Below are 26,382 nucleotides of genomic sequence, written 5' to 3'. Positions count from 1 at the left end.
TATGAGTGAGCTTGCCTACTTTGGTGGGCCTTCCCTTTTTGAGGTACCTAAGTCAACTTCTAATTTATTGACACCGGATGTTGAAAAGTTTCTCACATATTCAAAGGCATTCTATCATGAGCATCAATACACGAATAATGGTCCTAATGTTAAAGCGCTTGAGCAACGCTTAGCTGAGTTTCATCAGGTCAAACATTGCTTGGTTTTTTCCAGTGGTTTTTGGGCGTTAGCTCTTGCCATGAAATACTTGAAACTCGAAGGCAAGACAGAAGTTATCATGCCTTCATTAACTTATCGAAGAATGACTGATATTTGTGCTTGGGCTGGACTTACCCCAAAATTTTGTGAAGTAGATGAAGATACGTTAGCAATGACAGCACAATCTGTTGAGGATTGCATTACTTCTCAAACCGCATTAATTCTAGCTGCTCATCCGATAGTAAACTGTGCTGACGCGCAAGCGCTAGAAGATCTTTCTTTACGCTATAACCTTCCTTTGTTATTTGATTCCGTTGAATCCGTTTATGAAGATCTTCCCCAAGGTCGAGTGGGGGGCTTTGGTGCCGCGGAATGCTTTTCTTTACATGCTTGTAAATTGATTAATGGTTTTGGTGGGGGGTATTTAACCACGAACGACTCCACATTGATGGAGACCTTAGCTGCGCAGCGAACTTTTGGCATTACAGGTTTAGATACCATAGGTGTATGCGGTGGCTTTAATGCCAAATTAAATGAAATGCATGCAGCGATGGCACTTGCAAGCCTTGATGATGTTGATGAACAAGTGAGGTTGAATGAGGCTAGGTATAGGTGCTACCAAGAAAGGCTTTCATATATAAGCGGCATTAGGTTGTTGGAGTTTGATGATGCCCAGCGTTGTGGCTTTAAAAATATAGTAGCCGAAATAGAAGATGATTGGCCGCTATCTCGTAGCGATACAATCAAGCTCCTTAATGCGGAAAATATCCTTGCGCGTGTTTATTATGATCCGCCATTACATAAAAAAAGAATGCTTTTTCCTCATATCCCTGCAGCGCTGCCTATTTCAGAGCGGTTATCACAGCGCTTCGTTAATCTGCCTTGTGGTCAGCAGGTGTCCTTAGAAGACATTGGTCAAATTATTGACTTTCTGGAATTTGTTTCTGAAAACCACAGGGAAATCAATGCTGCTCTTAGGGAGAGATGCAATGAATGAAAAGATTGGTTTGGCCATATTAGGTGGAGCTGCGAGTTTTGCTGAACCAATTCATGTTGGTCAGTTGTATTTCCCTGACTGGAGCCGTTATGAAAAGGCAATGAGGGGGATTTTTGAACGCCAGTATTACAACAACAATGGCCCATTGTTGACAGAGCTTGAGCAAAAGCTAGCCTCTTTTTTTAATGTAAAACATGCTATTTGTGTACACAATGGCACATTTGGCTTGATGATGTCTCTTGAAGCTTTGCAGCTAACTGGGAAGGTCATTGTTCCATCATTTACCTTTATCGCGACAGTCCAAGCCATCCGTTGGGCAGGGTTAACGCCAGTATTTTGTGATGTTGATCCCACAACTCATCAGTTAGATATTACTCAGCTAGAAGGATTGATTGATCCCGAAGTTAGTGCTGTTTTAGCTGTGAATTTGTGGGGGGGGGCGTGTAAACCTAAAGAACTTGAAGCGGTATGTGATAAGTACAATCTCAATCTATTATTTGATTCAGCTCACGGCGCAGGCTGTGAAGTTGATGGTAAAAGGCTTGGAAGTTTTGGCCGATTAGAAGTTTTTTCTTTTCACGCAACCAAAATGATTAGCTCTGCAGAGGGAGGTTGTATCACAACCAATGATGATGATTTGGCCGCACGTTTAGTGGCTATGCGCCCTAGTTATGCTGCAGCTCAATCTGTTGAGGTTGTAAGAGTCTTAAATGCTAGAATGTCTGAAGCTCAAGCTGCGATTGGGCTACTCAATCTGCAAGATTTTGAGAAAAACCGACAACATAACGAAAACATTTTTGCAGTATATCATCAAGAGTTGGCTAACATACCAGGAGTGGAACTTGTTGCTCCAACAAATGTTACTCGTTCAAATTATCAATATGTTGTGGTAAATATTGACGAGCAAGCATTTGGATTGAGTCGAGATCAATTGCAAGAAGTTCTGGTGGCTGAAAATATTAAAGCGAGGAAATATTTTTACCCAGGGATTCATCGCACTATCGAGTTTCATCCTATCTGGTTAACGCAGGGTAACCCTTTGCCCGTCACAGAGAAGCTAAGTGAGACATGCATGCAATTACCAGTAGGCGCTTTTGTTGATATCGAAAAAGCCAGAAGAATATCTGCGATTATTAAGATGGCTCAGCAACAAGCTGTTGAAGTCGTAAAACGGATTGAAAAATGAAGCTCGGCATTATGCAACCGTACTTCTTTCCCTACCTAGGTCATTTCTCATTAATTGCCCACTGTGATCAGTGGGTTGTATTTGATATTAGCCAGTATACTCGAAAAAGCTGGATGAATCGAAATCGAATTTTGCATCCTAAGCAAAGTTGGCAATATATTTCGGCCCCGGTAGCAAACGCCTATTTAGGTATAAAAACGCAAGAGGTTTTACTCAAAGATTTAGAGGCCACTCAAGCCCAATTGCTTGGGAAGTTGTCTCATTATCGAAAGCTGGCGCCAAATTACCATCAAGTTATTGATCTAGTAAAGTTGTGTTTTGAGGAAAACTCAGAGCCTTTTTTGGTCAATTTAAACACGCAAATATTAAGGGTGATCTGTCAGTATTTGGATATCCCATTTAATTATCAAGTTTGCTCAAAGATGAACTTGTCTTTCCCTAAACGAATGGAGGCCGGTGATTGGGCACTAGAGATTAGTAAACAGTGCGGTGCCTCTCGCTACATAAACCCAAGCAGTGGAAGGTCGTTGTTTTCCCCTGAAACTTTTAAAGCTAGCTCTATTGAACTAGGTTTTTTAGATTTTAATAACCCATCCTATGCAGTTAAAGGCTTTGAATTTGAAGCTGGTTTGTCAATATTAGATGTATTGATGTGGAACTCTGTCGCTGAGGTCCGTGAAATGATTTTTACCAATACAGTTATTGATTTTGTGAGCTAATTGCGTGTTTACCGTAGAGGCTATTTAGCGCTTCAAGGATCCTCCAATCACTTAGTGTATCCAAATCTTGCACTAAATAGGGAGGGAGTAACACCATTCGAGACAATGAAGTAAACCCACTGCGACCTTCTTTGAAACACTCAGCTGTGCCCCAGTAAAATTGCCCTGCATCATGAAAGGCTTCTTCTAAATCTTGGCTACGACTGCCGATATGCTCGGGGAACATAGGCTCAACGCCGCCTTGTGGCAATAGCCTAATGGCGCGTTGGATTGGGAAATCAAAGGTAGTAGCTGAAAAACAAAACTCACACCCCGGCTCTGAGAGTTTGGCAAAGCCTTGATTTAAGTAGTCTACTTGTAGTAACGGGGCGGTGGCATAGATACAGCACACTTTATCTATTTGGTAACCTTGTTGCTCCATAAAACGAATAGCATTAGCAACCACAGGTGTTGTCCCCGTATAGTCATCAGACAGCTCAGCAGGGCGCATAAAGGGCACTTCGGCGCCATATTGTATCGCTACTTTAGCGATGTCTTGATCATCGGTTGATACGATGATTTTATCGAACAGCCCTGAGGCCTTAGCCACTTCAATGGAGTAGGCTATGATAGGCTTACCGCAAAACAACTTAATGTTCTTTTGTGGGATTCGTTTGCTACCGCCTCGAGCGGGAATAACGCAAAGATTAATCATCGGCTAACAGCTCCAGAAGAGTGGCAATAACAAAATCTTGTTGTTCCTCAGACAAATCCACAAACAAAGGTAACGAGAAAGAGGTTTGACTTAATTGCTCAGTATTGGGGAAGTCCAAAGGATCAAATCCCAAGGCTTGATAATAAGGCTGGCGAGCGATATTGATGTAATGAAGCTGCACTATAATGCCAGCTTTACGCATGCCATCAAAAATACGTTTTCGTTTGTTAGCGTCGATTTGAATAGGAAACAAGTGATGCGCACTTTTTCCCTCAGTTGTGCCAATTAGCCGGCCTATGTTATCAGGTAACCATTGCTGATACCGTTCGACGATGGCTTTTCTGCGCTCCATAAATTGGTCAAGGCGCTTTAGTTGCGAGCAGCCTAATGCGGCTTGGATATCCGTCATTCGGTAATTAAAGCCAAGTAATTGCTGCTCATAATACCAGTCACCGGGTACTTCGTTGATGCAGTCGGTTTTGGTGATGCCGTGGGTTGAATACATGCGCAGCTTTTTTGCTATTTTTGGGCATTGGGTTAAGGCCATGCCTCCTTCGCCAGAGGTAATATTTTTTACCGGATGAAAGCTAAATATGGTGATATCACTGTATTGGCCATGGCCAATAGGTTTACCTTGGTAGCTTGCGCCTAAGGCATGGCTGGCATCTTCAATAACGCTAAAGCCGTATTGTTGTGATAATTGGTGTAAGCGAGCCAGATCGCAGGGGTGGCCTGCGTAATGCACTGGGATCACAATTTTTGGCAATTGATTGCTTTGTTTAGCTTGCTCTAACTTAGTGGCCAAAGCCTTCATGTCCATGTTACCACTTGCAAGCTCGACATCGACAAAATCTATGGTCGCGCCGCAATAAAGAGCACAATTTGCTGACGCAACAAAACTAAACGGAGATGTCCAGACTCGATCGTCATTAGTAAGGCCTAGGCTCAAACAGGCAATATGTAAGGCAGATGTGCCAGAGTTCACCGCAATGGCATGAGCAGCTTGACAATACTGGGCAACCGCTTGTTCAAACTCGGTTACCTTTGGTCCTTGGGTTAGATTCGGTGATGTCAATACGGCAACGACGGCATCAATATCTGCTTGGGTGATTTGTTGTTTACCGTAAGGGATCGTTAACATACGTTATTGAGCTCAACTAATTGTTCGATTGATAAGAAATCAGCATTGTTGGCTGAGTTATACTCAAATCCTGGCTCTACCAGTTGGCCTTGTTCATTCAAGTTGTTTTTGTCAAACGTATTGGATCGGCTGTTAAAGGTAATTGATGGTGCAATCACAAAATGATCGTCAAATTCATAGGTATGGTATGAGTCATCGGCTGGGCACATGACTTCGTGCAGTTTTTCGCCAGGGCGAATACCAATAATTTTTTGTTCAAGCTCGGGTGCCATAGCACGCGCTAAATCGGTAATATTTACCGACGGGATTTTAGGCACAAATAACTCACCCCCCTTCATGCGGTAGAAACTTTGAATTACAAAATCAATGCCTTGGTCTAGCGTCAACCAAAAGCGCGTCATATCAGGGTGGGTGATGGGTAAATGATCCGATTGGCTATCAATTAGTTTTTGAAAAAAGGGAACCACAGAGCCGCGTGAGCCAACGACATTACCGTAACGTACCACCGAAAAATAGGTATCGTGACCGCCAGCCATGTTATTGGCTGCTACAAATAGTTTATCGGACGCCAGTTTGGTGGCCCCATAAAGGTTAACGGGATTGGCAGCCTTGTCGGTTGAAAGAGCAATGACTTTTTTGACATTGTTATCCAGCGCTGCATTAATGACGTTTTCAGCGCCATTGATATTAGTTTTAATGCACTCCATTGGGTTGTATTCGGCAGCAGGAACTTGCTTTAGTGCCGCTGCGTGAACCACATAGTCAACCTTATTCATCGCGCGATTTAAGCGCTCACTGTCTCTGACATCACCGATAAAGTAGCGCATGCAAGGAGCGTTAAACTCTTGTTGCATTTCAAATTGTTTGAGCTCATCACGCGAATAGATAATGACTTTTTTAGGCGAATATTTTTTCAGTAAGGTTGCAACAAAGCGTTTGCCAAAAGATCCCGTTCCGCCTGTGATTAATATACTTTTGTCATTAAACATAGATTACCCAAATATGTTAACTAGGCTCTGTTATGGTCTGCCTAGGCGTTATCTGTTAATGCTTGAGCCATTTCATTAACGCTCATGCTCTTTTGTAAGCAAATATAAAGCCAGAATTACTCATTCATCAGTTGAGGCAGTTCATATTCAATAATGTCGGCTAAATAGAGCCAATCATGAAGCTGCTTTGCTTGCTCCATGACGACTAATATTTTATTCAATAGTTGTAGCTTCTCTTGTGATAAAGTCGGACTTAGCTCGGATAAGTAGCGAAATAATTGCCCAAGTGATTGGTTACTGGCTGCTACCTTGCCTTGGCGCATCAGGTGGGCGGTTTGTAAAAAAATATCACTCATCAACCGCCTCCATTAAATTCTTTACAGGGGCGCCATCTATATGGGCGCCGGAACGACTGGTATTAAAGAAGCTTACATCAGGATGTTGCTCTATGTAGCGCTCTAACTCGCGCAAATAACCGCGAAAGTTACTGTGAGTCGGGATAGGCTCGCCAAAACCATTTAGAACACTGGCTTCGGCCGCGTGCATGCCCGTGGCCATCAATTGGTTGTTTTGCCACATGGCATGGGTTTTGTCTTTAATAAATCCAAAGTCAGCCCCTAACAAGCCTATGTTGGTTGCTCCTAGCTTGACGGCAAGATCCACGGCGGGATGGATAACACTACCGCCACTGAACAAACTCGCTCGCGGGTAGTCATCACGAATCGCATCATAAATAGCGGCTTCGGAGTAAGCACAGCAGCGCCGTCCTGGCCACCTCAGTAAGTTAGCTTTTGCCATGCGCGGAAAGTAAACCAGCGTGGTGTGCTCAAATCGGCTGAGATCATAGGTTTGGAAATGATTTTTATTATCTGCATCAATGTAAACGACGAAATCTGGGGTGATGTTTAGCTTATTCAGTACTGGAATGGTGACATCCACCGCGATGAGAATAGGGTGACAGCGAGACTGAGACAGTTGAGTTAGTGTATCGTAATGTTCCTCAAGACTTGGCCCCGCGGCAATGATCAACGTGATTCTGTTGGCACAGGGGTAAGCAAGTGTCTCAATTCCCTGATCTTGGGCGACGATATCTCGATTAGCTGCGATGGCCTTCATCACCTTTTCATTATTCTGGCTATGCATCGAAATAACATAGTCGTGATCTAGCTCTAACAGTAAGCGGTCTCGTAACTTTACTGCCTCAGTTTGGGCTAACTCCAGCTCAGGTGGCGATGCCACAAATGGCATGTATACGTCCGTTAAGCTGTTCCAATCATGCAAAGTGACGCGAGGATCGGCTAACCAAGCATGGGTTTGATGAGCTAGGCTAGTAGCAAAAATGGCGTAGTTAAGGATACAAACGTGAAGTGTTTCAAGTTGGCTACGTTTGAGTAACTCATGTTGAATATCACCTAGAGCGGTACCGTAGACAAAAGCTTGTTTGGCCGTTGACGGGACGGCTTCACATTGTACACGCGCTTCTTTAATCCGGTCGTAGGCGCTGGTTAATTGACGTTCGTTAACGAGCAAGGTTTGGCATTGGGCATTTAGGGGGGCAACTGTCAGTTCTGTACAGTTGCCCTGCGCCACTATTTTTTTGGCCAAATCAGGCCAACGGCGGCTGACAGTGCTGAGGTTGCTGTTAAACAAGGCGGTCACGGCCGACTCCAACGAAATAAAAACGAGTGTGTAATAGAATGTTATCTAAATCAATTTATTGGCAAGTAAAATGAATCGGGCGCGTCAAATTTGTGACACTCGTTTTGTTCTTTACTTGTAGTCTGGCTAAGATCCTCTAGAATGAGGAGCGTCAATAAACCGCCTTTTGTCAATTTTCCAGCGGTTTTGCTTATTGAGGAACGCGAATGGCCAATCCCCTATCTGTGCTGATAATTGACAGCAGCGAAGAAAATCAACGTTTGTTACAAACGATTTTATCTTTTATCGGTGAAGATGCGCAGCAGCTTGAAGATATTGCGGATGTTCAGATTGAACAGCAGTATAAAGGGGTACTCCTTGGTGAAGTCCCTCCCTCAAAAGCACTGGATATCGTTAAACAGCATCCTCAGCTGCCGTTTATTGGCGTTTGTTCAAGCTTGGAAGTGGATGCGCCTAATTATCTTGGTCAATTGAGCCAGCCATTTAGCTATGATGATTTAACGCGTTTATTACATCAATGTCAGTCTTACCTAAGCCGGATTGGTCAGTTTAAAGAGCAGAGCCAAAACTCCTACCTGTTAAAAATGTTAGTGGGTAAGGGCGATGCTATTCAAGAAGTTCGTCATTTAATTGAACAAGTGGCGGGTACCGCGGCCAGTGTATTGATTTTAGGGGAATCTGGCACGGGTAAAGAAGTGGTGGCGCGCGCTGTTCATGAAATCTCTGATCGCAAAGACGGGCCATTTGTGCCTGTGAACTGTGGGGCGATCCCGCCTGATCTTTTAGAAAGTGAACTGTTCGGCCATGAAAAAGGCGCGTTTACTGGCGCCTTTGCCGCGCGTAAGGGGCGCTTTGAACTGGCCGAAGGAGGCACCTTATTCTTGGATGAAATCGGGGATATGCCGATGCCGATGCAAGTGAAATTATTGCGGGTGTTGCAAGAGCGTACCTTTGAACGAGTTGGCGGTGCTAAATCACTCAAAGCCAATGTACGCGTTATCGCTGCGACCCATCAAGGGCTCGAAGACATGATCGCCCAAGGTAAGTTTCGGGAAGATTTATTCTATCGCTTAAACGTGTTCCCGATTGAAACCCCGGCGCTTCGTGAACGCCAAGATGATGTACCGCTATTGCTGCAAGAGTTGTTAGCGCGCCATGAAACCTTACACAATGCCACGTTACGCTTCACCCAGCGTGCCATTGAATCTTTAATGCTACATGCTTGGCCCGGCAACGTGCGCGAGTTATCTAATCTAGTCGAGCGTTTATTAATTCTACATCCCAATAAGATAGTCGATGTCGGTGAGCTGCCAGCTAAATATCGCCATCTTGAAACCGAAGATGACAGCATGGAATTGCCCAGTGAATTTGCTGAGCGCGAGGCGCTGCTGAGTATATTTAACGACGATTATGCCAATCCCGACGGGGCAACAGACGCCGGTGATGACGTTGATGAACAAGCCGCGCTGCAAGATGCCTTTAGCGCGCCGGCGGGCTCTGCGTTACCCGAAGAGGGCGTTAACTTAAAAGACATGCTGGCCGAGTTTGAGGTAGACATGATCCGCCAAGCGCTCGACCAGCAAGGCGGGGTGGTGGCCAGAGCCGCGGACCAATTGGGCATGCGCCGCACCACCTTAGTGGAAAAAATGAAAAAGTACGGACTCTCGTCAAAAGAGTAGTTCTCACAAAAACACCCGCTAACCTATTGCAGTAAAAGAAGTTAAAAATTGGCACGGATATAGCATAAATCCAGTATGTGTTATTAAGTGCCAGGGTTTTGACTGTGTCTATGACTGTGACTGAGCTGCCATTAGAAAAAGAACAATTTGCCGGTGAATTAGCCATGCTAAGAGCGCAGCATTGCTCGCTCGCGAGTGTGTTCGACTTGCTGCCATCGGGTGTTATCTTATTGGATAACAATGGTCGAGTGACCCAAGCCAATCCTGTGGCCATTGAGCTACTTGGCGATCCGCTCGTGGGGGAGTTGTGGTTTAATATCATCCGCCGTGCCTTTGCGCCTCAAGCCGATGATGGTCATGAAGTGTCCCTTGCTAATGGCAAAAAAATCCAATTGTCTATTTCTCCTTTGGAAGGCTTTTCTGGTCAGTTGATTTCATTAACGGATCTGACTCATACCCGTGAGTTGCAAGATAAAATGGCGCAGATGAAGCGCTTATCGGCACTGGGTAATATGGTTGCATCCTTGGCGCATCAGATCCGCACGCCCCTTTCCGCGGCCATGTTATATGCCGCTAATCTTGGTAGCGTGAATCTTCCTGAAACTTCACGCACCAGCTTTCAAGCTAAATTAATGAGTCGGCTCCAAGATTTAGAAACGCAAGTGACGGACATGTTGTTGTTTGCCCGCAGTGGTGAAAAACAGGTGGTTGCCGAAGTGTCATTGCAAAGCTTATTGCAAGAAGTGAAACAAGGCAGCGATGCCATGATGCAGCGGGCCAATGCCAGTTTAACCATTGCACTACCTGATCCTGATTTGTTTTTATTAGCGAATAAAAATGCCCTTGCCAGTGCCATTGGTAACTTGATCCATAATGCATTACAAGCGTGTGGTGATGGCGCGAAAATCCACTTGCGAGCAACGTGTAATACACAATCGCAAGTTGAAATCAGTGTGCTGGATAATGGCCCTGGGATCCCAGCCGCGCTTTTACCTGAGATAGTGCAGCCCTTTTATACCACCAAACCTCAAGGAACGGGATTAGGCTTAGCCGTGGTGCAGTCGGTGGCTAAGGCCCATGAGGGTGAAATGCACGTCAATTCAGTCGTGGGTAAGGGCAGCTGTTTTACCTTATGTTTACCATTACATGCCGTGGCACCAATGCCAGCGCAAGTAGTAGGAGGTTAACCTTATGTCTACAGCTCAGATTTTAGTGGTCGAAGATGATGCTGGCCTACGTGAAGCCTTGGTTGATACGTTAATGCTGGCCAATTACGAATGCAGCGAAGCGGACAGTGGTGAAGCCGCCTTAATGTCGTTAAGTCGTCGTCGTTTTGATTTGGTGATCAGTGATATCCAAATGGGCGGCATGTCGGGCTTAACCTTATTGCAAAATATCAAAGCTAAGTATCCTGAGGTTCCTGTGCTGCTCATGACGGCTTATGCCACCATAGATGATGCGGTGAAAGCCATGCGCGAAGGGGCGATTGATTATTTGGCCAAACCCTTTGCTCCAGAGGTGTTGCTTAATCAGGTAAGCCGCTATGCGCCAGCGCAAAAGTGCGAATCGGGTAAACCTGTTTATGGCGATCCCAGTACCGAAGCCTTACTTAATTTGGCAGCTAAAGTAGCCAAAAGTGATGCCTCCGTGATGGTGACGGGCCCCAGCGGAGCGGGTAAAGAAATCATGGCGCGCTATATTCATGATATGTCACCGCGTAGCGAGCAGCCCTTTGTAGCCATTAACTGTGCGGCCATTCCTGAAAATATGCTTGAGGCCACCTTGTTCGGTTACGAAAAAGGCGCTTTCACGGGCGCAGTTCAAGCTTGCCCTGGTAAGTTTGAGCAAGCGCAGGGAGGCACCATTTTACTTGATGAAATCACCGAGATGGCATTGAGTTTACAATCTAAATTACTGCGGGTGTTGCAAGAAAAAGAAGTGGAGCGCCTTGGCGGTCGCAAAACAGTGAAATTAGATGTACGGGTGTTAGCGACCAGTAACCGCGATTTAAAACAAGCCGTTAGTGAAGGTAAATTTAGGGAAGATTTGTACTATCGTCTCAACGTATTCCCGTTGCAGTGGTTACCATTGCAACAACGACCTGGGGACATCATTCCGTTAGCTGAGCATTTGATTACACGCCACAGTGAGCAGACACTTATTTTGTCTGATGAGGCTAAGGGGCGTCTCATTAACTATCCTTGGCCGGGTAATGTGCGTGAACTTGAAAACGTGGTACAACGCGCGCTGATCTTGGCCAGCGGTAGCCGCATTGAATTAGATCATTTGATCTTAGAAGATGAACTGATTGCTGCAGGTCAAGTCGTGACTGTCGGCAATGAACAAACTAGCCGACCCCAACCAACCGCCGAAGACAACTTAGGCGATGAGTTAAAACAGCAAGAGCACCAAATCATATTAGATGCGCTAAAAGCCTGTGGGGGAAAACGTAAAGACGTGGCCGAAAAGTTAGGAATAAGCCCAAGAACACTCAGATACAAACTGGCTAGAATGAAAGAGTCTGGGTTAACTGTTTAGATAATTGTTGTCATCACAGACAGTAAAAAAGGCGGATTTTCCGCCTTTTTTATTTTTGGCCTACAAATTGCTTTATTCAAATTATCATGAGGCTATCTCGAAGATGACAGGGAGATAGTCAAGATGTTGACAGTATTTGGAGGCCAAAATGAACGTGACCGATTCATCGATATTATTTAATGAAATGCAAACCTTGTCGTTGCAAGCAAAAGGGCTTGAATCTCAGTTGCCTGCAACGTCAACGACACATGGGGAGTTCTCACAACTTCTGAAACAAGCTATCGACAACGTAAATAGCTTACAGCAAAATACCAGTGAGTTACGTAATCGCTTTGAAATGGGTGATCGTGATGTAAGCTTAGGGGATGTAATGATTGCATCGAGCAAATCAGGTGTGGCTTTTGAAGCGACCGTACAAGTGCGCAATAAAGTAGTAGAAGCATACAAAGAAATCATGAGTATGCCGGTGTAGTTTAAGGATATTTTACGTGGCTGATACAAACCCAAATACCGACTTAATGGTTGGCAATAACAGCACCGCCATGAGTCAAGGCGATCAACTTGAGCAAGGGGAGCAAAAAAGCTCAGCCCTGTCTGTGCTCGGCAATGTTGATGTGCTGCGACAAGTCACCATTATTATCGGTTTAGCCATTGTTCTTGCCATTGTGGTGATCCTGTGGCTTTGGGGTAAAGCACCTGATTATCGCCCTTTAGGCACCTTCCAGACAGAGCAACTGATTACGACTCTCGATTTTCTCGACCAAGAAAAAATACCTTATCAGCTTGAAGGTAACACCGTGTTGGTGATTGCCGAAGACTATCAAAAAATCAAATTACGCATGACGCGCAGTGGCGTTGCCCCTGTGGATGAGCAAGGCGATGAAATCCTGTTACAAGACATGGGATTTGGTGTCAGTCAACGCCTTGAAAGCGAACGTTTAAAACTCAGCCGTGAACGTCAATTAGCCCTTGCGATTCAAGCCATGAAAAACGTGCAAAAGGCACAGGTATTATTGGCTATCCCGAAAGAAAATGTGTTCACACGGCGCGAGCAAAAAGCCAGTGCTACTGTGGTGGTGACCGTGAGTCGCGCCAATAGTTTAACTCAAGAAGAAGTCGACTCCATTGTCGATATGGTATCATCGGCGGTACAAAACCTCGCGCCCTCAAGGGTAACGGTGACCGACCAACGCGGCCGATTGCTCAATTCCGGTAGTCAAGACCCACTCGCCGCCAAAAGCCGTAAAGAGTTTGAGCTAGAGCGTAAGCGCGAAGAAGAATACAAAAACAAAATCGATTCCATCTTAATTCCTGTGGTCGGTTTTGATAGCTACACTGCCGAAGTGGATGTCACCATGGATTTTACCGCGGTGGAGCAAACCCAGAAGCGCTATAATCCAGATCTACCCGCACTACGCAGCGAAATGACCGTTGAAAATTCAACCATGGGGGGCGACGGCGCCGAGGTACCAGGCGCGTTAACCAATCAGCCGCCGATGGACGCCGAGATTCCTGAAGATGCAACGGAAGGAGGCGCAGGCGGTGCGGTGGGCTCAAGTCACAAAGAAGCTACTCGAAATTATGAGCTAGATACCACTATCAGCCATACTCGCCAGCAATCAGGCTTTGTTCGACGCTTGACGGTATCGGTCGCCATTGATTACCAAGCGCAAACCAATGAAGAAGGCACTGTCACACGTACGCCCAGAACGCCTGAGCAGTTAGCCAGTATTCGTCGGCTATTGCAAGGTGGCCTAGGTTTTGACGTTAATCGCGGTGATATGCTTGAAGTGGTGACCGTTCCGTTTAATCGTCCTGAACTTGACAATATTGAAGCGCCGGCATTTTGGCAATCGGATCAGTTTTATCAAATGCTGCGTTTTGGTGGCTCAATGCTGGTTATCCTCATTGTGGTCTTTGCCATTATTCGACCTATGCTGAAGAAATTGCTTTACCCAGACTCAGTGGAGAAAGAAGACTTTGAAATGGGCGGTGCAGTGGGCTCGTTAGCGGGCGATGATGATTTGAAATTGGTGGCAGCCGATTCGGATGAGCTTGATTTTGGCATAAAAGATGGCCAATTCATCCTACCTGATCTACATAAAGATGAAGATCTCGTGAAAGCGGTGCGCGCTCTGGTGGCCAATGAGCCTGATCTTTCAGCCCAAGTAATTAAAGATTGGTTAAACGAAGATGCCTGACGAAAAGAAAGACCCCGAAAAGTTTGATATTTCCTCTCTGACCGGATTGGAAAAATCCGCCATCCTGATGTTGAGTTTGACCGAAGAAGATGCTGCGCAAATTTTTCGCCACCTTGAGCCGAAGCAAGTGCAACGCTTAGGGATGGCAATGGCATCAATGAAAGACTTTTCACAAGAAAAAGTGACAGCGGTGCACCGGGGATTTGTCGAGGACATCCAGAAATTCACCAATATCGGTATCGGCAGTGAAGACTTTGTTCGTAATGCCTTAACCCAAGCCTTAGGTGAAGATAAAGCGGGTAACCTTGTTGAACAAATTGTCATGGGCAGTGGTGCTCGCGGCTTAGATTCATTGAAATGGATGGACGCACGCCAAGTGGCCAGCATTATCCAAAATGAGCATCCACAAATTCAAACGATCGTTTTGTCATACCTTGAGCCTGAGCAGTCGGCAGAAATCATGAGTCAGTTCCCTGAGCGAGTCAGACTGGATTTGATGATGCGTATCGCCAATCTTGAGGAAGTACAACCCGCGGCGCTGCAAGAGCTTAACGAGATCATGGAAAAACAATTTGCGGGTCAAGCAGGGGCACAAGCTGCGAAAATGGGCGGCTTGAAAGCGGCTGCCAATATTATGAACTACCTAGATACCAGCATAGAAGGCCCATTAATGGACTCTATTCGTGAGTCTGATGAAGAGATGAGTCAACAAATTCAAGATCTGATGTTCGTATTTGATAACCTTATTGATGTTGATGACAGGGGTATCCAAGCGCTATTGCGTGATGTACAGCAAGATATCTTGCAGCGGGCACTAAAAGGTGCAGATGACCAGCTCAAGGATAAGATCATGCGCAATATGTCGAAACGTGCGGCGGAAATGTTGGCTGATGATCTCGAAGCCATGGGCCCAGTACGTGTTAGTGAAGTGGAAGCGGCGCAAAAAGAGATCCTATCGGTTGCGCGCCGCCTTGCTGACTCGGGCGAAATTATGCTTGGTGGTGGCGGTGGAGATGAATTCCTATAATGGCAACCCAATCAGATCATGATGCTAAGCCGGAACTTTGGCAAATCCCTGAAGTCGACGTTGAAAGCGATGAAGAGACAACCAATGCCCTCAATATGCCTCATAACTGGTTTCATCAACCAGAAGTTGAGGCAGAAGAAGAGCAGGCGCCACCAGCACCCCCCTCTTTAGAAGAAATAGAAGCGATCCGCCAAGCTGCTTATCAGGAAGGCTTTGAACAAGGCCAAACTGAGGGGTTTGCCCAAGGTGAGCAACGTGGCCACAGCGAAGGCTATGAACGAGGCCATGAAGAAGGCCTCGCGCAAGGGATCGAGCAGGGGCTCGTTCAAGGTGAGCAGCAAATTAATGAGCAAACGCTGCGTTGGCAACAACTGATGGCTCAGTTAGCTAACCCCCTTAGCCAACTGACTCAAGATGTAGAGCTACAACTGGTGCAACTCGCGTTGCAACTTAGCCAACAGATAGTGCGTACCGAAGTGACCACCAATCCCCAAGTGGTATTAACGGCACTAAAACAAGCCATTGACGTGTTGCCCTTCGCCAATCAAACCATGCACCTGCACTTTCACCCTGATGACGTAGACATGATCAATCAAGTTTATAGCGCAGAGGAATGTGATAAGCGGGGTTGGGTGCTGATTGCTGAGCCTAGCTTACAACGCGGCGACTGCCAAATTAAAACCGAGTTGTCGAGTGTTGATTACCCACTTGAGATGCGAATTAATCAGGTGCTTAAGCAATTTTTAGCGGCCAATAATCAGCATATGAATGAGGCCCGTGCCGCTGCAGAGCAACAGGTTGCAGCGCAAGTGCCCAAACCACCCGAACACCCTACACAGACACCCGATGTTAGCCCCTTTGATGCAAGGGATGAAGCCAATGAAGAGAATGCTGTCAATGTGGCTGATGAGCCTGATGATCATGCCAATGATGTAACAGGTGATTTAACAAAAGATAATCATGACTTACCTTAGCCAACGCTTAGCCAACTACGTGACTGATGAGTTAGTACCTAAACCCATCGCTGCCGGTAAATTGACACGTGTTGTCGGGTTAACACTTGAAGCCATTGGTTGTAGCGCCCCTGTGGGCAGCTTATGCCAAGTGGAAACCCTAGACGGTTTGATTGAAGCGGAAGTGGTGGGCTTTTCTGGTGACAAGTTATACCTTATGCCCAGTGAACGTCTGTCAGGCGTGTTACCCGGGGCGCGGGTGATCCCAATGACTCAGGCCCAAGGCATTCCGGTGGGAATGGAATTACTAGGCCGGGTTATTGATGGTGTTGGCAAGCCCCTTGATGGCCTTGGCGATATTATGAGTCCCGATCACGTTAAATTTGGCTCAGCGCGGATCAACCCTCTCGCTAGGGAGCCTATTCGCCACCCCATGGATGTTGGTGTGAGAGCGATCAATGCCATGATAACTGTGGGTAAGGGTCAACGTATGGGGCTGTTTGCAGGCTCGGGGGTGGGTAAAAGTGTGCTGCTGGGCATGATGACCCGCGGCAGTAGTGCCGATGTGGTTGTGGTGGGGTTAATCGGTGAGCGTGGCCGTGAAGTAAAAGAGTTTATTGATGATATCTTAGGTGATGAAGGGCGTGCGCGTTCGGTTGTGGTTGCCGCGCCTGCTGATGCTTCGCCTTTGATGCGTTTAAAAGGTTGCGAAACGGCGTTAACCGTGGCGGAGTATTTTCGAGACCAAGGGCTAAATGTCCTTTTGCTTATGGATTCCTTAACACGTTTTGCTCAAGCACAGCGTGAAATTGCGCTGGCTATTGGTGAGCCGCCCGCAACCAAGGGCTATCCTCCTTCTGTGTTTGCTAAGTTACCCGCTTTAGTTGAACGTGCTGGTAATGGTAATCAGGGCCAAGGCCAAGGTGGGATCACGGCGTTTTTTACGGTATTGACCGAAGGCGATGATTTACAAGATCCCATTGCCGATGCCGCTCGGGCAATACTTGATGGGCATATCGTGTTATCACGTGAGCTGGCTGACGCGGGGCATTTCCCCGCAATAGATGTGGCTAAATCCATCAGCCGGGTGATGCCTATGGTCACCAGTGATGAACATCAAATGCTGGCACGCGCGATCAAGCAGGCTTATTCTTTGTATCAAGAAAACAAAGACCTGATCACCATAGGTGCGTATTCACGCGGTAGCGATCCGCGAATCGATCAAGCGATTAATATCAAGCCTAGGTTGGATCACTTCTTGCAGCAGCCCATGAAAGAATCCGTTAATTACGAAAATAGCTTGAGCCAATTAGCGGGATTGGCGCAAGAGTTTGTTAATGGCGGGCAAAGAGCGTAAATAACCCGTGTAAGCTAGATTGGGGTGGGGATGTCTGATAAAGCATTGTTGTTGGTTTTAGATCAGCATAAGCAACATGAGCAGCAAGCGGTGCAAGAATTAGCGCAGGCACAGCAGCAGCTGGTGGCGTTTCGTCAACAATTTGCTAATTTACAAAACTACCGAAATCAATATGTTAAGCAAATGCACGACAAGGGCTCATCAGGCTTATACGCAGACAGCTACTCTTACTATCAAAAGTTTATCGTGAAGCTAGAAGAGGCCATGTTACAGCAACAAGCCGCCCTGCCTAAAGTGATGCATCAGGTTGAGTTGAAAAAAAAGCATTGGATTGAGATGCAAAGTAAACGTAAGGCCGTGGAAACCCTACTCGCTAAACGCGCTCAAGCGGCGCAGAAAATAGCGAATAAAAGGGAGCAAAACATGCTCGATGAATTTGCCAACTTTCAGTTCTACCAAAAGCAAAATCAATCTTTTTAGTCTTTTACCCCTCTTGTTGCCAAGAGGGGGGATCTTAATGCTCACCGCGTTATTAAATGGAAGCCCCCTCAACCTCTGTGAATTTCATGCAAACACTGGGTCTATCCATTCTAGTTTTGGAACGAAAATTGCTTAGAAATATAGCTCAGGAATGTAGCCTAGAAGTATTACCTAGAAATATGACTTAAGCCTTTCGCTGGGGTATTGCGATAGGCTGCAATGATGTCGATATAGCGAGTTATATGGGCTTTAGCGAGAGGAGCTTTATGCATGATGGCAAGTAGTAAAGCAATGCATGTGGGTCATTTCGGCAATCTTTTGCCACCAAGAATACGGATGTAAGTATGATGCAATCAGTGCCAATTAATGTCAGTCAGGCGACGTCTTCGGGGAATGCCTCGGCCCAAGAGTCGGTCGGCGTGATCGCCGAATCAAACCTTGCGCAAGAAAAGTCTCTTGAATTCAAAAAAACTTACGAAGCGGCTAAAAATAAAAAATCAGAGCACCAACAAATGGATGTGCAGGAGCAAGCGGTCAAACGGGCTTGGCAAGATGACGTTGAAGCATCAAAAGCGAGTCGTCAAAAAGCTGACAGCCAAGCGCAAGAAAAACAGCGCACACCACAGCATGGTTTAAAAAGTGCACAAGAGGCGCAAGGAGACACAACAGAGCCGGGCAAGGCAAAAAGCAAAGAGGGGGACAATAAGCCCCTTAGCCACGATATTTTGGCGCAAATCCAAGCGGCAGAGCAGCAGGTAAGGCCGAGGTCGGATTCGGGCATTGGCGCCACCGAAGCAATAAACTCCCATGCAACGTCTGGCTTTCAGGAGCCATCAAGGGCGTCTGTTGATGATAGCAAGCTCACCTCTAAGGATAAATTAAGCGAGCATGCTTCAGCGTCATTGAACACGCCTCTTAATCCCATTAGTCAAATCTTGGCAAAACAAGTGAGTGAAGGGGGCGCGACCCAGGCCGCTGAGAAGTTAGTCGATCCAATGGGAGGAACAAAAGAAGCAGAATCCAGTGCGAAGTTAGTGGCTGTTCTGTCTGAGCAAGCCAAACCGGAGCAGGCAGGTCATCAAGCTGACACTGCCCCTGTTTCTGCGCTGACTAAAGTAGCGGCTCAAGAGGGTGAACAGGTAAGTGAAGATGAAGTGCGTGTTCAACTCGCCTCCAAAGCGGTGGCCACTGAGTCACAGCATGAACCAAAGCTTGAACTTAAGTCAGACCTAAATCAGGCTAAAAATGAGTCCGCTGTGTCTCAAGGGGGAGCGGGAAAAGAACAGCAAACCATTGACTTAAAGACACCTGAGCGGCAGGGGCAAGGCAGCGCTAACGGCACGGCGGCACCGGTCACCTCTGCAATGAAGGATGATTCAACGGCGGCTCAGCATGAGCCCAGTGAGCAAGGCGAGTCTAAAGATATCAAGCTCTCTCGCGCCAATGTGGTGGACGGTGACAAAAGTCAACATGCTGCTAGCCTGACGAGCAAAGAGACAAAATCAGACATGCAAACGGGTTCACCTCTTTCATCCACTCACAATAATGTGCAGCAAAAGCTATCTCAACCATCGAGCCAAGTAGGTGAAACACAACAAACTGGCTCTTCAGGTAACCCTGTTTCAGGTAATCCTGTATCAGGTAATCCTGCTTCAGCTAAAAATACAGCTGACTTAGATGTCATTACTCAGTCCAAAAGTCAGGCCAAGAATCAGTCTGACGTTGATTCCCCTAAGTTGACAGGGGTTGTTTCGGAGTCAAACAAAGCCGCCACAATGCAGCAAGAGAAAGGCGCGGTGGGTAACCCAGACATTGCCAATGGCTTTAATGTCACAAAAGCAACTCCGCAAAGGGAGCAAGTAGGGGCGGGATCGAGTTTACCTGAACTGGCCCAGAACCAGAGTAAGACTAGTCCAGACAATTCAGTTGACACCCTGTCACCGAATAAAGATGTGAATGGGAAAGAGACGATATTAGGTGACAAGCTTGATACGCGGGCAGCATTAAAGCAACAAGGTAAGGAAATGGCTGCTCAAGCTCATCAAGAAGAGTCATTTTCACGTGAAGCGTCAGTAAAAGAGCAAACCCAAACGTCGATAAAAGGGCAAGGGATGAGTCGAGAGCCGATGGCCCAGCCTATTCCTGCGCCAATCACACAACAAGCTCAAAGTGCCCATCAACCCCCAAATGCTAGTGCTCAATTTAGTCAGGTACTAGGCGGGGTAGCGCAAACCTTTGGGATGAGCCAAGCCACCACTGCGCCAGCTAATCCAGCCAGTGCTTTTGAAATAAGTCAAAAGTTTGAACTGGCAGCAAAAGAAGCGCCCAGTGTGCTGCGTGAGCGTATTACCATGATGATGAATAAAGGCATTACTCAAGCAGAGATCAAATTAGACCCCGCTGAGTTAGGCAGCATGCACGTGAAATTATCGATGCAAAATGATCAGCTTAGCATCCAGGTTCAAACCACTCAGGCGCAAAGTAAAGAATTAGTTGAACAGCATATGCCAAGGTTGCGTGAGATGTTGAATCAGCAAGGCATTAACTTAGGTGAAAGCCAGGTTGGGCAACAGCAGTCAGGGTCTAAGGAAACGGCGCAATCGCATCAACAGGATCATCGCAATGGCCAAGGCGAACAACAAGTGAGCAACGCTAATGAAGTTGAGTTACGGGCGGTGCCAAATTATGTGCAGTCAAGCTCAGCAATTGATTATTATGCATAGACTGACTATGGCCTAAAGCCATTGTTATGTAATAATTAACCCAGCTTTTAATTTTTTTAACGGATGATGTCATGGCTGAAGCGGAAAATGAGAATTTAGAGTTAAACGAAAACAAAGGCGGCAAAGGCAAGCTCATTATTATCATTGTGGCAGTTGTGGTTTTACTTGCTGGTGGTGGCGGTGCTGCCTTTTTCCTGATGGGCTCAGATGAGCCAGCGCAAAGCGAAACAACTGAGGCAGAGGCTAAGCCTCAAGTGGACACGTCTACCCTAAGGGCTGTTTATGTGGGGATGCCAAGGCCATTTGTGTTTAATGTTGCCGGAGACGTACGCGACCGGTTAGTGCAAATTAAAGTGCAGTTAATGGTGCGTGGGACAGAAAATGAGAACCATGCCAAAGCGCATATCCCTTTGATTGAAGGAACCTTGTTGAGTGTATTTAGCTCAGCGACCGAGGAAGAATTGCGCACGGAAGTGGGCAAAACAGAAATACGCAAGAAGTCACTACAAGCCGTACAAAAAGCAATGAACGAAGTGGCATCGGCCCCCGTGGTTGAGGCTGTGCTATTTACCGGCTTTGTTTTACAGTAGTCCACTAAAGGGTTAATGGATTAATAATGAGCGATCTTTTATCACAAGACGAAATTGATGCGCTACTTCACGGGGTTGACGATGTTGAGGAAGAAGAATCCTCCCCCGTTGAAAATAGCAATGCGGTGCATTATGACTTCTCCTCTCAAGATCGTATTGTTCGCGGTAGGATGCCAACCTTGGAGTTGGTTAATGAACGTTTTGCCCGCCATTTGAGGATCAGTTTGTTCAACATGATGAGACGAACCGCTGAGGTCTCCATTAATGGTGTGCAAATGCTTAAATTTGGCGAGTATGTACACACTCTATTTGTACCAACCAGCCTTAACATGGTGCGTTTTCGCCCGCTCAAGGGCACAGGTTTGATTACCATGGAAGCCCGCTTAGTTTTTATCTTAGTGGAGAACTTTTTTGGTGGAGATGGCCGCTACCATGCCAAGATTGAAGGGCGGGAGTTTACACCAACGGAGCGCCGCATCATTCAAATGCTACTTAAAATTGTATTTGAAGACTACCATGATGCCTGGGCGCCGGTAATGGATGCGGAATTTGAATACCTCGACTCTGAAGTTAACCCGGCCATGGCTAATATCGTGAGCCCAACAGAAGTGATCGTGGTCAATTCCTTTCATATTGAACTTGATGGTGGCGGCGGGGATTTTCACATCGCCATGCCTTACTCCATGCTTGAGCCCATTCGTGAATTATTGGATGCGGGGGTACAAAGTGATAAAGAAGACACCGATTTCCGTTGGAGTAAGGCACTAAAAGACGAGATCATGGATGTGCCCGTTGAACTCAGCACCCGGTTGCTTGAGACTGAATTGAGTTTACGTCAAATCATGGAATTAAAGGCGGGGGATGTGATCCCGGTTGAAATGCCAGAAGCCATGACCGTGTTTATTGAAGACTTACCGACTTACCGCGGTAAGATGGGGCGCACTAAAGACAATTATGCGGTTAAGATCACTGAGAAACTGAAACGCCCTGATTCGGTTAAGAGTGAATTAGAGTTAGTCACCCGCCAAGGTAAGCGCATCAATAATGACGCCGCGAGTTTAGAAGTATTAGAGGATGAAATCGATGAGTGATGATCAACAAATGGCAGATGAGTGGGCTGCCGCGCTAGAAGAGGCGGAAGGTGCAGCACAACCTGCGGAGCTTGAGCAATTTGATAGTGATGATGGCCCGTCTATCTCATCGGAAGAAAAACGCCGTTTAGACGCCATTATGGACATACCTGTCACTATCTCAATGGAGGTGGGACGTAGCCATATTAGCATTCGTAACCTATTACAATTAAACCAAGGTTCGGTGGTAGAGCTTGATCGCGTGGCCGGTGAACCTCTTGATGTGTTAGTTAACGGTACCTTAATTGCGCACGGTGAAGTGGTCGTGGTCAATGATAAGTTTGGGATCCGCTTGACCGATGTTATCAGCCAAACCGAGCGGATAAAGAAACTAAAATAATGAAGTATGGATTTGCCTTATTCCCGCTACTGATGTCTTTGCCCGCTTGGTCGTCAGAGCAGCGCCCGCCCGATCTCGACTTTGTCTCTGTGTTGTCGGTATTGGTGTTTGTTTTACTGCTGATAGTGGGCCTAGCTTGGCTGTTTCATCAAACCAAGTTTAGTCGCTATTTTGGCCAAAATGGCATTAAAGTGGTGGCAACTACCCCCCTTGGCAGAAAAGAAAAGCTCATGGTTGTGCAACTGGGTGAGCAACAATACTTACTTGCCGCAACGGCGCAGCAGATCAATTTGATTGACAAATTGGAACAACCTTTAGCCGAGCCAACAGAGCCGCCCGTACCTTTGGCGGGCGCATTTGCTGAGCAATTAGCCAAGGTAATAAAAAAAGATGAAAAAAACCAATAACTGGATTTTTGCTTGGCTGTTAATGATGTTGTTTGCCCATCCTGTGGCGGCGCAAACAGGTGCATTGCCTGCCATTACGGTGACAACAGGCCCTGATGGGGCGCAAGAGTACAGCTTAACGCTACAAGTGCTGGGCTTGATGACGGCGCTGAGCTTTTTGCCTGCCATGGTGATCATGATGACGTCTTTTACTCGGATCGTGGTGGTCATGAGTATTTTACGTCAAGCCTTGGGCTTACAACAAACGCCGTCAAATCAAGTCATTATCGGTATCACCTTATTCATGACCTTTTTTATCATGGCGCCCGTGTTTGAGCGGGTGAATGATCAAGCCTTACAGCCCTATTTAGCAGAGCAGATTTCCATCACCGAAGCCATTGATAGGGGCCAAGGGCCGCTGAAAGATTTCATGTTAGCCCAAACCCGTGTGACCGATTTGCAGACCTTTGTTGAAATGGCGGACATACAAGTGTCTTCTCCTGAAGAAGTCCCGATTCATGTTTTGATCCCAGCGTTTGTGACCAGTGAGCTTAAAACCGCTTTCCAAATTGGGTTTATGATTTTTATTCCGTTTTTGATTATTGACCTTGTGGTAGCCAGTATCCTGATGGCCATGGGTATGATGATGCTGTCACCGATGATTGTATCTTTGCCTTTTAAACTCATGCTATTTGTATTAGTTGATGGTTGGAACTTAATCATCGGCAGCTTGGCCGCCAGTTTTGGTTTGTGATCAGACTAAGGAGCCAATATGTCACCCGAAGTCTTTGTTGATATTTTCAAACATGCATTGTGGCTGGTACTGATCCTCGTTTCTGCGTGTATCATCCCTAGCTTAATCATTGGCTTAGTGGTGGCGGTGTTTCAAGCGGCGACCTCGATTAACGAGCAAACCTTAAGCTTTTTACCGCGTTTAATTATTACCATTTTGGCATTGATGTTTGGTGCTCACTGGGGGTTTAGAATGTTAATGGAGTTTTTCTATACCATGATTGAACAGATCCCAAGCGTCGTTGGCTAATGAGCTTTCCTGCTGATATCGTTATCTCTTGGCTCTCGAGCTATATCTGGGCTTTATGTCGGATCTCGGCCATGTTGATGGTGATGACGGGCATTGGTGCGAAAACGACGCCAAAGCGTATCCGTTTGTTGCTGTCCTTAGCCCTTACTTTTATGGTGGTGCCTGTACTACCTGAGCCGCCGCCGATCCCATTATTCTCTGGACAAAGCTTTTTGGTTGCGCTGCAACAAATTCTCATAGGCACAGCGGTGGGGACCGTTTCTGTGTTTGTGATGCAGACCTTTGTGATTGCTGGCCAGATTATTGCAATGCAAACAAGTTTAGGCTTTGCATCCATGGCGGATCCCCTCAATGGGCAATCTTCACCTGTCGTTGGTCAGTTTTATCTTATGTTGGTTACCTTGCTGTTTTTTGCTGTGGATGGCCATTTAGTGATGATCTATATGATAGTTGAAAGCTTTACCACGTTACCTATCTCAATGAATGGGTTAGCCCCATTACAATATGAAAAGCTAGCGGGGTGGCTAGGGGTGATGTTCACCGCAGCGTTAGCCATGTCCATGGCCTCCATTGTGGCCATGTTATTGGTGAATTTCTCTTTCGGTATCATGACCAGGGCCGCGCCGCAATTGAATATTTTTACCTTAGGCTTTTCAATTAGTATGTTGTTTGGCCTGTTTATTTTGTGGCTGACCATAGGCAATGTTGTATTACATTTTGATGGCCACTGGCAACGCGGGTCGGCATTGATGTGTGATCTACTCAATGGGGCTTGCCGACCCTAGGGCCTGTTGACCTTTGGAGATTGTTTTTGCAGCGATTTGTTGGATATTTATACAAGGCAGCGACTTTGTGGCATAGCTACCTATGCGAAAAGGCGCTAACGCAGTAGAAAGGACCAACAAACGCTGTCCTTTGGATTCGGCTAAAAGCGTTTTGCGCGTCGTTGAGCGGTATTTACTTAGAATGCTAAGCTACACACCGCTCGCCTTGCCCAAAACGCTTTTATCTCGAACAAAAATTAACCACGAAAGGTCAACAGGCCCTAATCACTTACAGCAGCCAGGAGAATTAAGATGGCAGAAGCTGACGGTCAAGAAAAAACCGAAGACCCCACGGGGAAAAAACTCAGTGATGCCCGAAATAAAGGGCAAGTGGTCCGCTCTAAGGAGTTGGGCACGGCTGCTATCTTGATCATGGCGGCGTTTGCCTTGATGATGTTAGGCGATTATCTCGGTCATGCTTTTGTGACCATGATGAAAAAAGCCTTCACGTTTGAGCGTGATGTGGTGTTTGATCCCAGTCAGATGAAAGTGGTGTTTGCCAATGGCATTGGTGAAATGATTTTGCCGACACTGGCTATTTTAGTCGCTTTGTTCATTGCCGGTGTTGCTGGGGCCATCATGATCGGCGGTATGAACTTTAGTACCGAAGTGATGTTGCCCAAGTTGAGCAAAATGAGCCCACTTGCTGGGTTCAAGCGGATGTTTGGTAGTCAAGGTTGGATTGAATTACTCAAATCGATCCTTAAAGTGACGGTGATAGGCTTTGGCGTGTGGGGGATCTTGCATGTGAGCTTTGCCGATATCTTGGTGTTGAGCTCAACGCCATTAGGCTCAAGTGTTGAAGCGGCATTGGATATGCTGCTTTGGATGTTTTTAATTTTATGCTTGTCGCTTTTGGTGATCGTGGTGGTGGATGTGCCCTATCAGTTATGGCATCACAAAGAACAACTGAAAATGACCAAGCAGGAAGTGAAAGACGAGCATAAGGATCAAGAAGGTAAGCCAGAAGTCAAAGGGCGGATCCGCCGCTTACAGATGGAAGCCGCACAACGCCGAATGATGGGTGAGGTGCCAACGGCAGACGTGGTCGTCACTAACCCGACGCATTTTTCGGTGGCATTAAAATACGATGCGGCCAGCGGCGGTGCCCCTCGAGTGGTGGCGAAAGGCGTTGATCAAATCGCCTTGAAAATTCGTGAAATAGCACGTGAATATGAAGTGCCAGTGATGAGCTCACCGCAGCTTTGCCGCGCCATCTATCATACAACTGAACTCGAACAAGAAATTCCTCATGAGCTTTTTGTCGCGGTAGCGCAAATTCTTGCCTACCTTTTTCAATTAGAGCAATACCGTAAAGGCCGTGGAAAACGCCCAACCGCACTGCCTAAAGAATTTGATATGCCAGAGGGCTTTAAATATTAGGGCCTGTTGATCTTTGGAGCTTGTTTTTGCAGCGATTTGTTGGGTATTTATACAAAACAATCGTTGTGGGCAGCATCTTTGTGGCATAGTGAACTACGCGAAAAGGCGCTAACGTAGTAGAAATGACCAACAAACGCTGTCCTTTG

The 26,382-nt window shown here is 46.4% G+C and carries 26 protein-coding genes; 21 read left to right on the top strand and 5 right to left on the bottom strand.

From position 1 onward, the window contains the following. Window position 1: 1 nt before the first annotated feature. Genes K6Y21_RS08625 through K6Y21_RS08615 form a run of 3 tightly spaced genes read left to right on the top strand, consistent with a single transcriptional unit; the run spans window position 2 to window position 3,100 of the window. A complete protein-coding gene (locus K6Y21_RS08625; protein WP_233071435.1) occupies window positions 2–1,195 on the top strand; it encodes a DegT/DnrJ/EryC1/StrS family aminotransferase in 1,194 nt (397 codons plus the stop codon). Then, window positions 1,188–2,381: an aminotransferase class I/II-fold pyridoxal phosphate-dependent enzyme gene (locus tag K6Y21_RS08620; RefSeq protein WP_233071434.1), complete on the top strand. Its 1,194-nt coding sequence runs from the start codon at window positions 1,188–1,190 to the stop codon at window positions 2,379–2,381. Before K6Y21_RS08625 ends, K6Y21_RS08620 begins: the two co-directional genes overlap by 8 nt. Continuing rightward, window positions 2,378–3,100, top strand: a complete 723-nt coding sequence (locus K6Y21_RS08615) for a WbqC family protein (RefSeq protein WP_233071433.1) — start codon at window positions 2,378–2,380, stop codon at window positions 3,098–3,100. The genes K6Y21_RS08620 and K6Y21_RS08615 overlap by 4 nt, the downstream gene beginning before the upstream one ends. Here the strand turns inward: K6Y21_RS08615 and pseF are convergent. The 5 genes from pseF to K6Y21_RS08590 form a co-directional block, all read right to left on the bottom strand. Beyond that, window positions 3,081–3,791, bottom strand: a complete 711-nt coding sequence (gene pseF, locus K6Y21_RS08610; RefSeq protein WP_233071559.1) for a pseudaminic acid cytidylyltransferase — start codon at window positions 3,789–3,791, stop codon at window positions 3,081–3,083. The two genes, K6Y21_RS08615 and pseF, sit on opposite strands and share 20 nt — an antisense overlap. Beyond that, a complete protein-coding gene (pseC, locus tag K6Y21_RS08605) occupies window positions 3,787–4,935 on the bottom strand; it encodes a UDP-4-amino-4,6-dideoxy-N-acetyl-beta-L-altrosamine transaminase (RefSeq protein WP_233071432.1) in 1,149 nt (382 codons plus the stop codon). Before pseC ends, pseF begins: the two co-directional genes overlap by 5 nt. Beyond that, window positions 4,929–5,924, bottom strand: a complete 996-nt coding sequence (gene pseB, locus K6Y21_RS08600; protein WP_233071431.1) for a UDP-N-acetylglucosamine 4,6-dehydratase (inverting) — start codon at window positions 5,922–5,924, stop codon at window positions 4,929–4,931. Before pseB ends, pseC begins: the two co-directional genes overlap by 7 nt. Before the next feature lie 116 nt (window positions 5,925–6,040). Next, entirely contained in the window at window positions 6,041–6,280 is a 240-nt protein-coding gene (locus K6Y21_RS08595) for a hypothetical protein (RefSeq protein ID WP_233071430.1), read from the bottom strand. After that, window positions 6,273–7,583, bottom strand: a complete 1,311-nt coding sequence (locus K6Y21_RS08590; protein WP_233071429.1) for a motility associated factor glycosyltransferase family protein — start codon at window positions 7,581–7,583, stop codon at window positions 6,273–6,275. Before K6Y21_RS08590 ends, K6Y21_RS08595 begins: the two co-directional genes overlap by 8 nt. 206 nt (window positions 7,584–7,789) lie before the next feature. Between K6Y21_RS08590 and K6Y21_RS08585 the strand changes: the two genes are divergently transcribed. The 18 genes from K6Y21_RS08585 (at window position 7,790) to flhB (ending at window position 26,236) form a co-directional block, all read left to right on the top strand. Further along, window positions 7,790–9,262: a sigma-54 dependent transcriptional regulator gene (locus K6Y21_RS08585; protein ID WP_233071428.1), complete on the top strand. Its 1,473-nt coding sequence runs from the start codon at window positions 7,790–7,792 to the stop codon at window positions 9,260–9,262. A 110-nt stretch (window positions 9,263–9,372) separates the two neighbouring features. Next, window positions 9,373–10,449, top strand: coding sequence for a sensor histidine kinase (locus K6Y21_RS08580; protein ID WP_285229732.1), 1,077 nt, complete (start codon window positions 9,373–9,375; stop codon window positions 10,447–10,449). Window positions 10,450–10,453: 4 nt separating this feature from the next. Further along, window positions 10,454–11,800, top strand: a complete 1,347-nt coding sequence (locus K6Y21_RS08575; RefSeq protein WP_233071427.1) for a sigma-54-dependent transcriptional regulator — start codon at window positions 10,454–10,456, stop codon at window positions 11,798–11,800. A gap of 148 nt (window positions 11,801–11,948) precedes the next feature. After that, complete coding sequence (fliE, locus tag K6Y21_RS08570) at window positions 11,949–12,272, top strand: flagellar hook-basal body complex protein FliE (protein WP_233071426.1); 324 nt, start codon at window positions 11,949–11,951, stop codon at window positions 12,270–12,272. Window positions 12,273–12,288: 16 nt separating this feature from the next. Further along, window positions 12,289–14,001, top strand: a complete 1,713-nt coding sequence (fliF, locus tag K6Y21_RS08565; protein ID WP_432757984.1) for a flagellar basal-body MS-ring/collar protein FliF — start codon at window positions 12,289–12,291, stop codon at window positions 13,999–14,001. After that, window positions 13,994–15,028, top strand: coding sequence for a flagellar motor switch protein FliG (gene fliG, locus K6Y21_RS08560; protein ID WP_233071425.1), 1,035 nt, complete (start codon window positions 13,994–13,996; stop codon window positions 15,026–15,028). Before fliF ends, fliG begins: the two co-directional genes overlap by 8 nt. Then, a complete protein-coding gene (gene fliH / locus K6Y21_RS08555; RefSeq protein WP_233071424.1) occupies window positions 15,028–16,002 on the top strand; it encodes a flagellar assembly protein FliH in 975 nt (324 codons plus the stop codon). Before fliG ends, fliH begins: the two co-directional genes overlap by 1 nt. Beyond that, window positions 15,989–17,338: a flagellar protein export ATPase FliI gene (gene fliI / locus K6Y21_RS08550; RefSeq protein ID WP_233071423.1), complete on the top strand. Its 1,350-nt coding sequence runs from the start codon at window positions 15,989–15,991 to the stop codon at window positions 17,336–17,338. Before fliH ends, fliI begins: the two co-directional genes overlap by 14 nt. Window positions 17,339–17,368: 30 nt before the next feature. Then, complete coding sequence (gene fliJ, locus K6Y21_RS08545; RefSeq protein ID WP_233071422.1) at window positions 17,369–17,818, top strand: flagellar export protein FliJ; 450 nt, start codon at window positions 17,369–17,371, stop codon at window positions 17,816–17,818. 344 nt (window positions 17,819–18,162) lie between these two features. Continuing rightward, entirely contained in the window at window positions 18,163–20,541 is a 2,379-nt protein-coding gene (locus tag K6Y21_RS08540) for a flagellar hook-length control protein FliK (RefSeq protein WP_233071421.1), read from the top strand. Window positions 20,542–20,612: 71 nt separating this feature from the next. Then, the gene (gene fliL, locus K6Y21_RS08535; RefSeq protein ID WP_233071420.1) at window positions 20,613–21,131 is read left to right on the top strand and encodes a flagellar basal body-associated protein FliL; all 519 of its coding nucleotides are present in this window, start codon (window positions 20,613–20,615) and stop codon (window positions 21,129–21,131) included. Window positions 21,132–21,157: 26 nt separating this feature from the next. Then, window positions 21,158–22,222, top strand: coding sequence for a flagellar motor switch protein FliM (gene fliM / locus K6Y21_RS08530; protein ID WP_233071419.1), 1,065 nt, complete (start codon window positions 21,158–21,160; stop codon window positions 22,220–22,222). Continuing rightward, window positions 22,215–22,601 (top strand): flagellar motor switch protein FliN, encoded by a 387-nt coding sequence (gene fliN, locus K6Y21_RS08525; RefSeq protein ID WP_233071418.1) that lies wholly within the window; start codon window positions 22,215–22,217, stop codon window positions 22,599–22,601. The genes fliM and fliN overlap by 8 nt, the downstream gene beginning before the upstream one ends. Further along, window positions 22,601–23,008: a flagellar biosynthetic protein FliO gene (gene fliO, locus K6Y21_RS08520; RefSeq protein WP_233071417.1), complete on the top strand. Its 408-nt coding sequence runs from the start codon at window positions 22,601–22,603 to the stop codon at window positions 23,006–23,008. The genes fliN and fliO overlap by 1 nt, the downstream gene beginning before the upstream one ends. A 25-nt stretch (window positions 23,009–23,033) precedes the next feature. After that, complete coding sequence (gene fliP, locus K6Y21_RS08515) at window positions 23,034–23,741, top strand: flagellar type III secretion system pore protein FliP (protein ID WP_432757988.1); 708 nt, start codon at window positions 23,034–23,036, stop codon at window positions 23,739–23,741. Between the two features lie 18 nt (window positions 23,742–23,759). Further along, a complete protein-coding gene (gene fliQ, locus K6Y21_RS08510; RefSeq protein ID WP_233071416.1) occupies window positions 23,760–24,029 on the top strand; it encodes a flagellar biosynthesis protein FliQ in 270 nt (89 codons plus the stop codon). Then, window positions 24,029–24,814, top strand: a complete 786-nt coding sequence (gene fliR, locus K6Y21_RS08505) for a flagellar biosynthetic protein FliR (RefSeq protein ID WP_233071415.1) — start codon at window positions 24,029–24,031, stop codon at window positions 24,812–24,814. The genes fliQ and fliR overlap by 1 nt, the downstream gene beginning before the upstream one ends. Before the next feature lie 291 nt (window positions 24,815–25,105). Continuing rightward, the gene (gene flhB, locus K6Y21_RS08495) at window positions 25,106–26,236 is read left to right on the top strand and encodes a flagellar biosynthesis protein FlhB (RefSeq protein ID WP_233071414.1); all 1,131 of its coding nucleotides are present in this window, start codon (window positions 25,106–25,108) and stop codon (window positions 26,234–26,236) included. The last annotated feature ends 146 nt before the right edge of the window (window positions 26,237–26,382 follow it).

It is taken from the genome of Motilimonas eburnea (assembly GCF_021295345.1).
GTDB lineage: Bacteria > Pseudomonadota > Gammaproteobacteria > Enterobacterales > CBDFNC01 > Motilimonas > Motilimonas eburnea.
Note: the sequence above shows the minus strand (reverse complement) of the source record. Positions and strands in the feature narration are given on the sequence as shown.

Coding starts and splice junctions, on each gene's coding strand:
- K6Y21_RS08625 (WP_233071435.1), top strand. CDS start 2: ATGAGTGAGCTTGCCTACTTTGGTGGGCCTTCCCTTTTTGAGGTACCT.
- fliI (WP_233071423.1), top strand. CDS start 15,989: ATGACTTACCTTAGCCAACGCTTAGCCAACTACGTGACTGATGAGTTA.
- K6Y21_RS08575 (WP_233071427.1), top strand. CDS start 10,454: ATGTCTACAGCTCAGATTTTAGTGGTCGAAGATGATGCTGGCCTACGT.
- fliM (WP_233071419.1), top strand. CDS start 21,158: ATGAGCGATCTTTTATCACAAGACGAAATTGATGCGCTACTTCACGGG.
- K6Y21_RS08615 (WP_233071433.1), top strand. CDS start 2,378: ATGAAGCTCGGCATTATGCAACCGTACTTCTTTCCCTACCTAGGTCAT.
- K6Y21_RS08585 (WP_233071428.1), top strand. CDS start 7,790: ATGGCCAATCCCCTATCTGTGCTGATAATTGACAGCAGCGAAGAAAAT.
- flhB (WP_233071414.1), top strand. CDS start 25,106: ATGGCAGAAGCTGACGGTCAAGAAAAAACCGAAGACCCCACGGGGAAA.
- fliO (WP_233071417.1), top strand. CDS start 22,601: ATGAAGTATGGATTTGCCTTATTCCCGCTACTGATGTCTTTGCCCGCT.
- fliN (WP_233071418.1), top strand. CDS start 22,215: ATGAGTGATGATCAACAAATGGCAGATGAGTGGGCTGCCGCGCTAGAA.
- K6Y21_RS08595 (WP_233071430.1), bottom strand. CDS start 6,280: ATGAGTGATATTTTTTTACAAACCGCCCACCTGATGCGCCAAGGCAAG.
- K6Y21_RS08620 (WP_233071434.1), top strand. CDS start 1,188: ATGAATGAAAAGATTGGTTTGGCCATATTAGGTGGAGCTGCGAGTTTT.
- pseB (WP_233071431.1), bottom strand. CDS start 5,924: ATGTTTAATGACAAAAGTATATTAATCACAGGCGGAACGGGATCTTTT.
- K6Y21_RS08540 (WP_233071421.1), top strand. CDS start 18,163: ATGATGCAATCAGTGCCAATTAATGTCAGTCAGGCGACGTCTTCGGGG.
- fliQ (WP_233071416.1), top strand. CDS start 23,760: ATGTCACCCGAAGTCTTTGTTGATATTTTCAAACATGCATTGTGGCTG.
- fliR (WP_233071415.1), top strand. CDS start 24,029: ATGAGCTTTCCTGCTGATATCGTTATCTCTTGGCTCTCGAGCTATATC.
- pseC (WP_233071432.1), bottom strand. CDS start 4,935: ATGTTAACGATCCCTTACGGTAAACAACAAATCACCCAAGCAGATATT.
- fliE (WP_233071426.1), top strand. CDS start 11,949: ATGAACGTGACCGATTCATCGATATTATTTAATGAAATGCAAACCTTG.
- fliP (WP_432757988.1), top strand. CDS start 23,034: ATGTTGTTTGCCCATCCTGTGGCGGCGCAAACAGGTGCATTGCCTGCC.
- K6Y21_RS08580 (WP_285229732.1), top strand. CDS start 9,373: ATGACTGTGACTGAGCTGCCATTAGAAAAAGAACAATTTGCCGGTGAA.
- fliL (WP_233071420.1), top strand. CDS start 20,613: ATGGCTGAAGCGGAAAATGAGAATTTAGAGTTAAACGAAAACAAAGGC.
- fliH (WP_233071424.1), top strand. CDS start 15,028: ATGGCAACCCAATCAGATCATGATGCTAAGCCGGAACTTTGGCAAATC.
- fliJ (WP_233071422.1), top strand. CDS start 17,369: ATGTCTGATAAAGCATTGTTGTTGGTTTTAGATCAGCATAAGCAACAT.
- fliG (WP_233071425.1), top strand. CDS start 13,994: ATGCCTGACGAAAAGAAAGACCCCGAAAAGTTTGATATTTCCTCTCTG.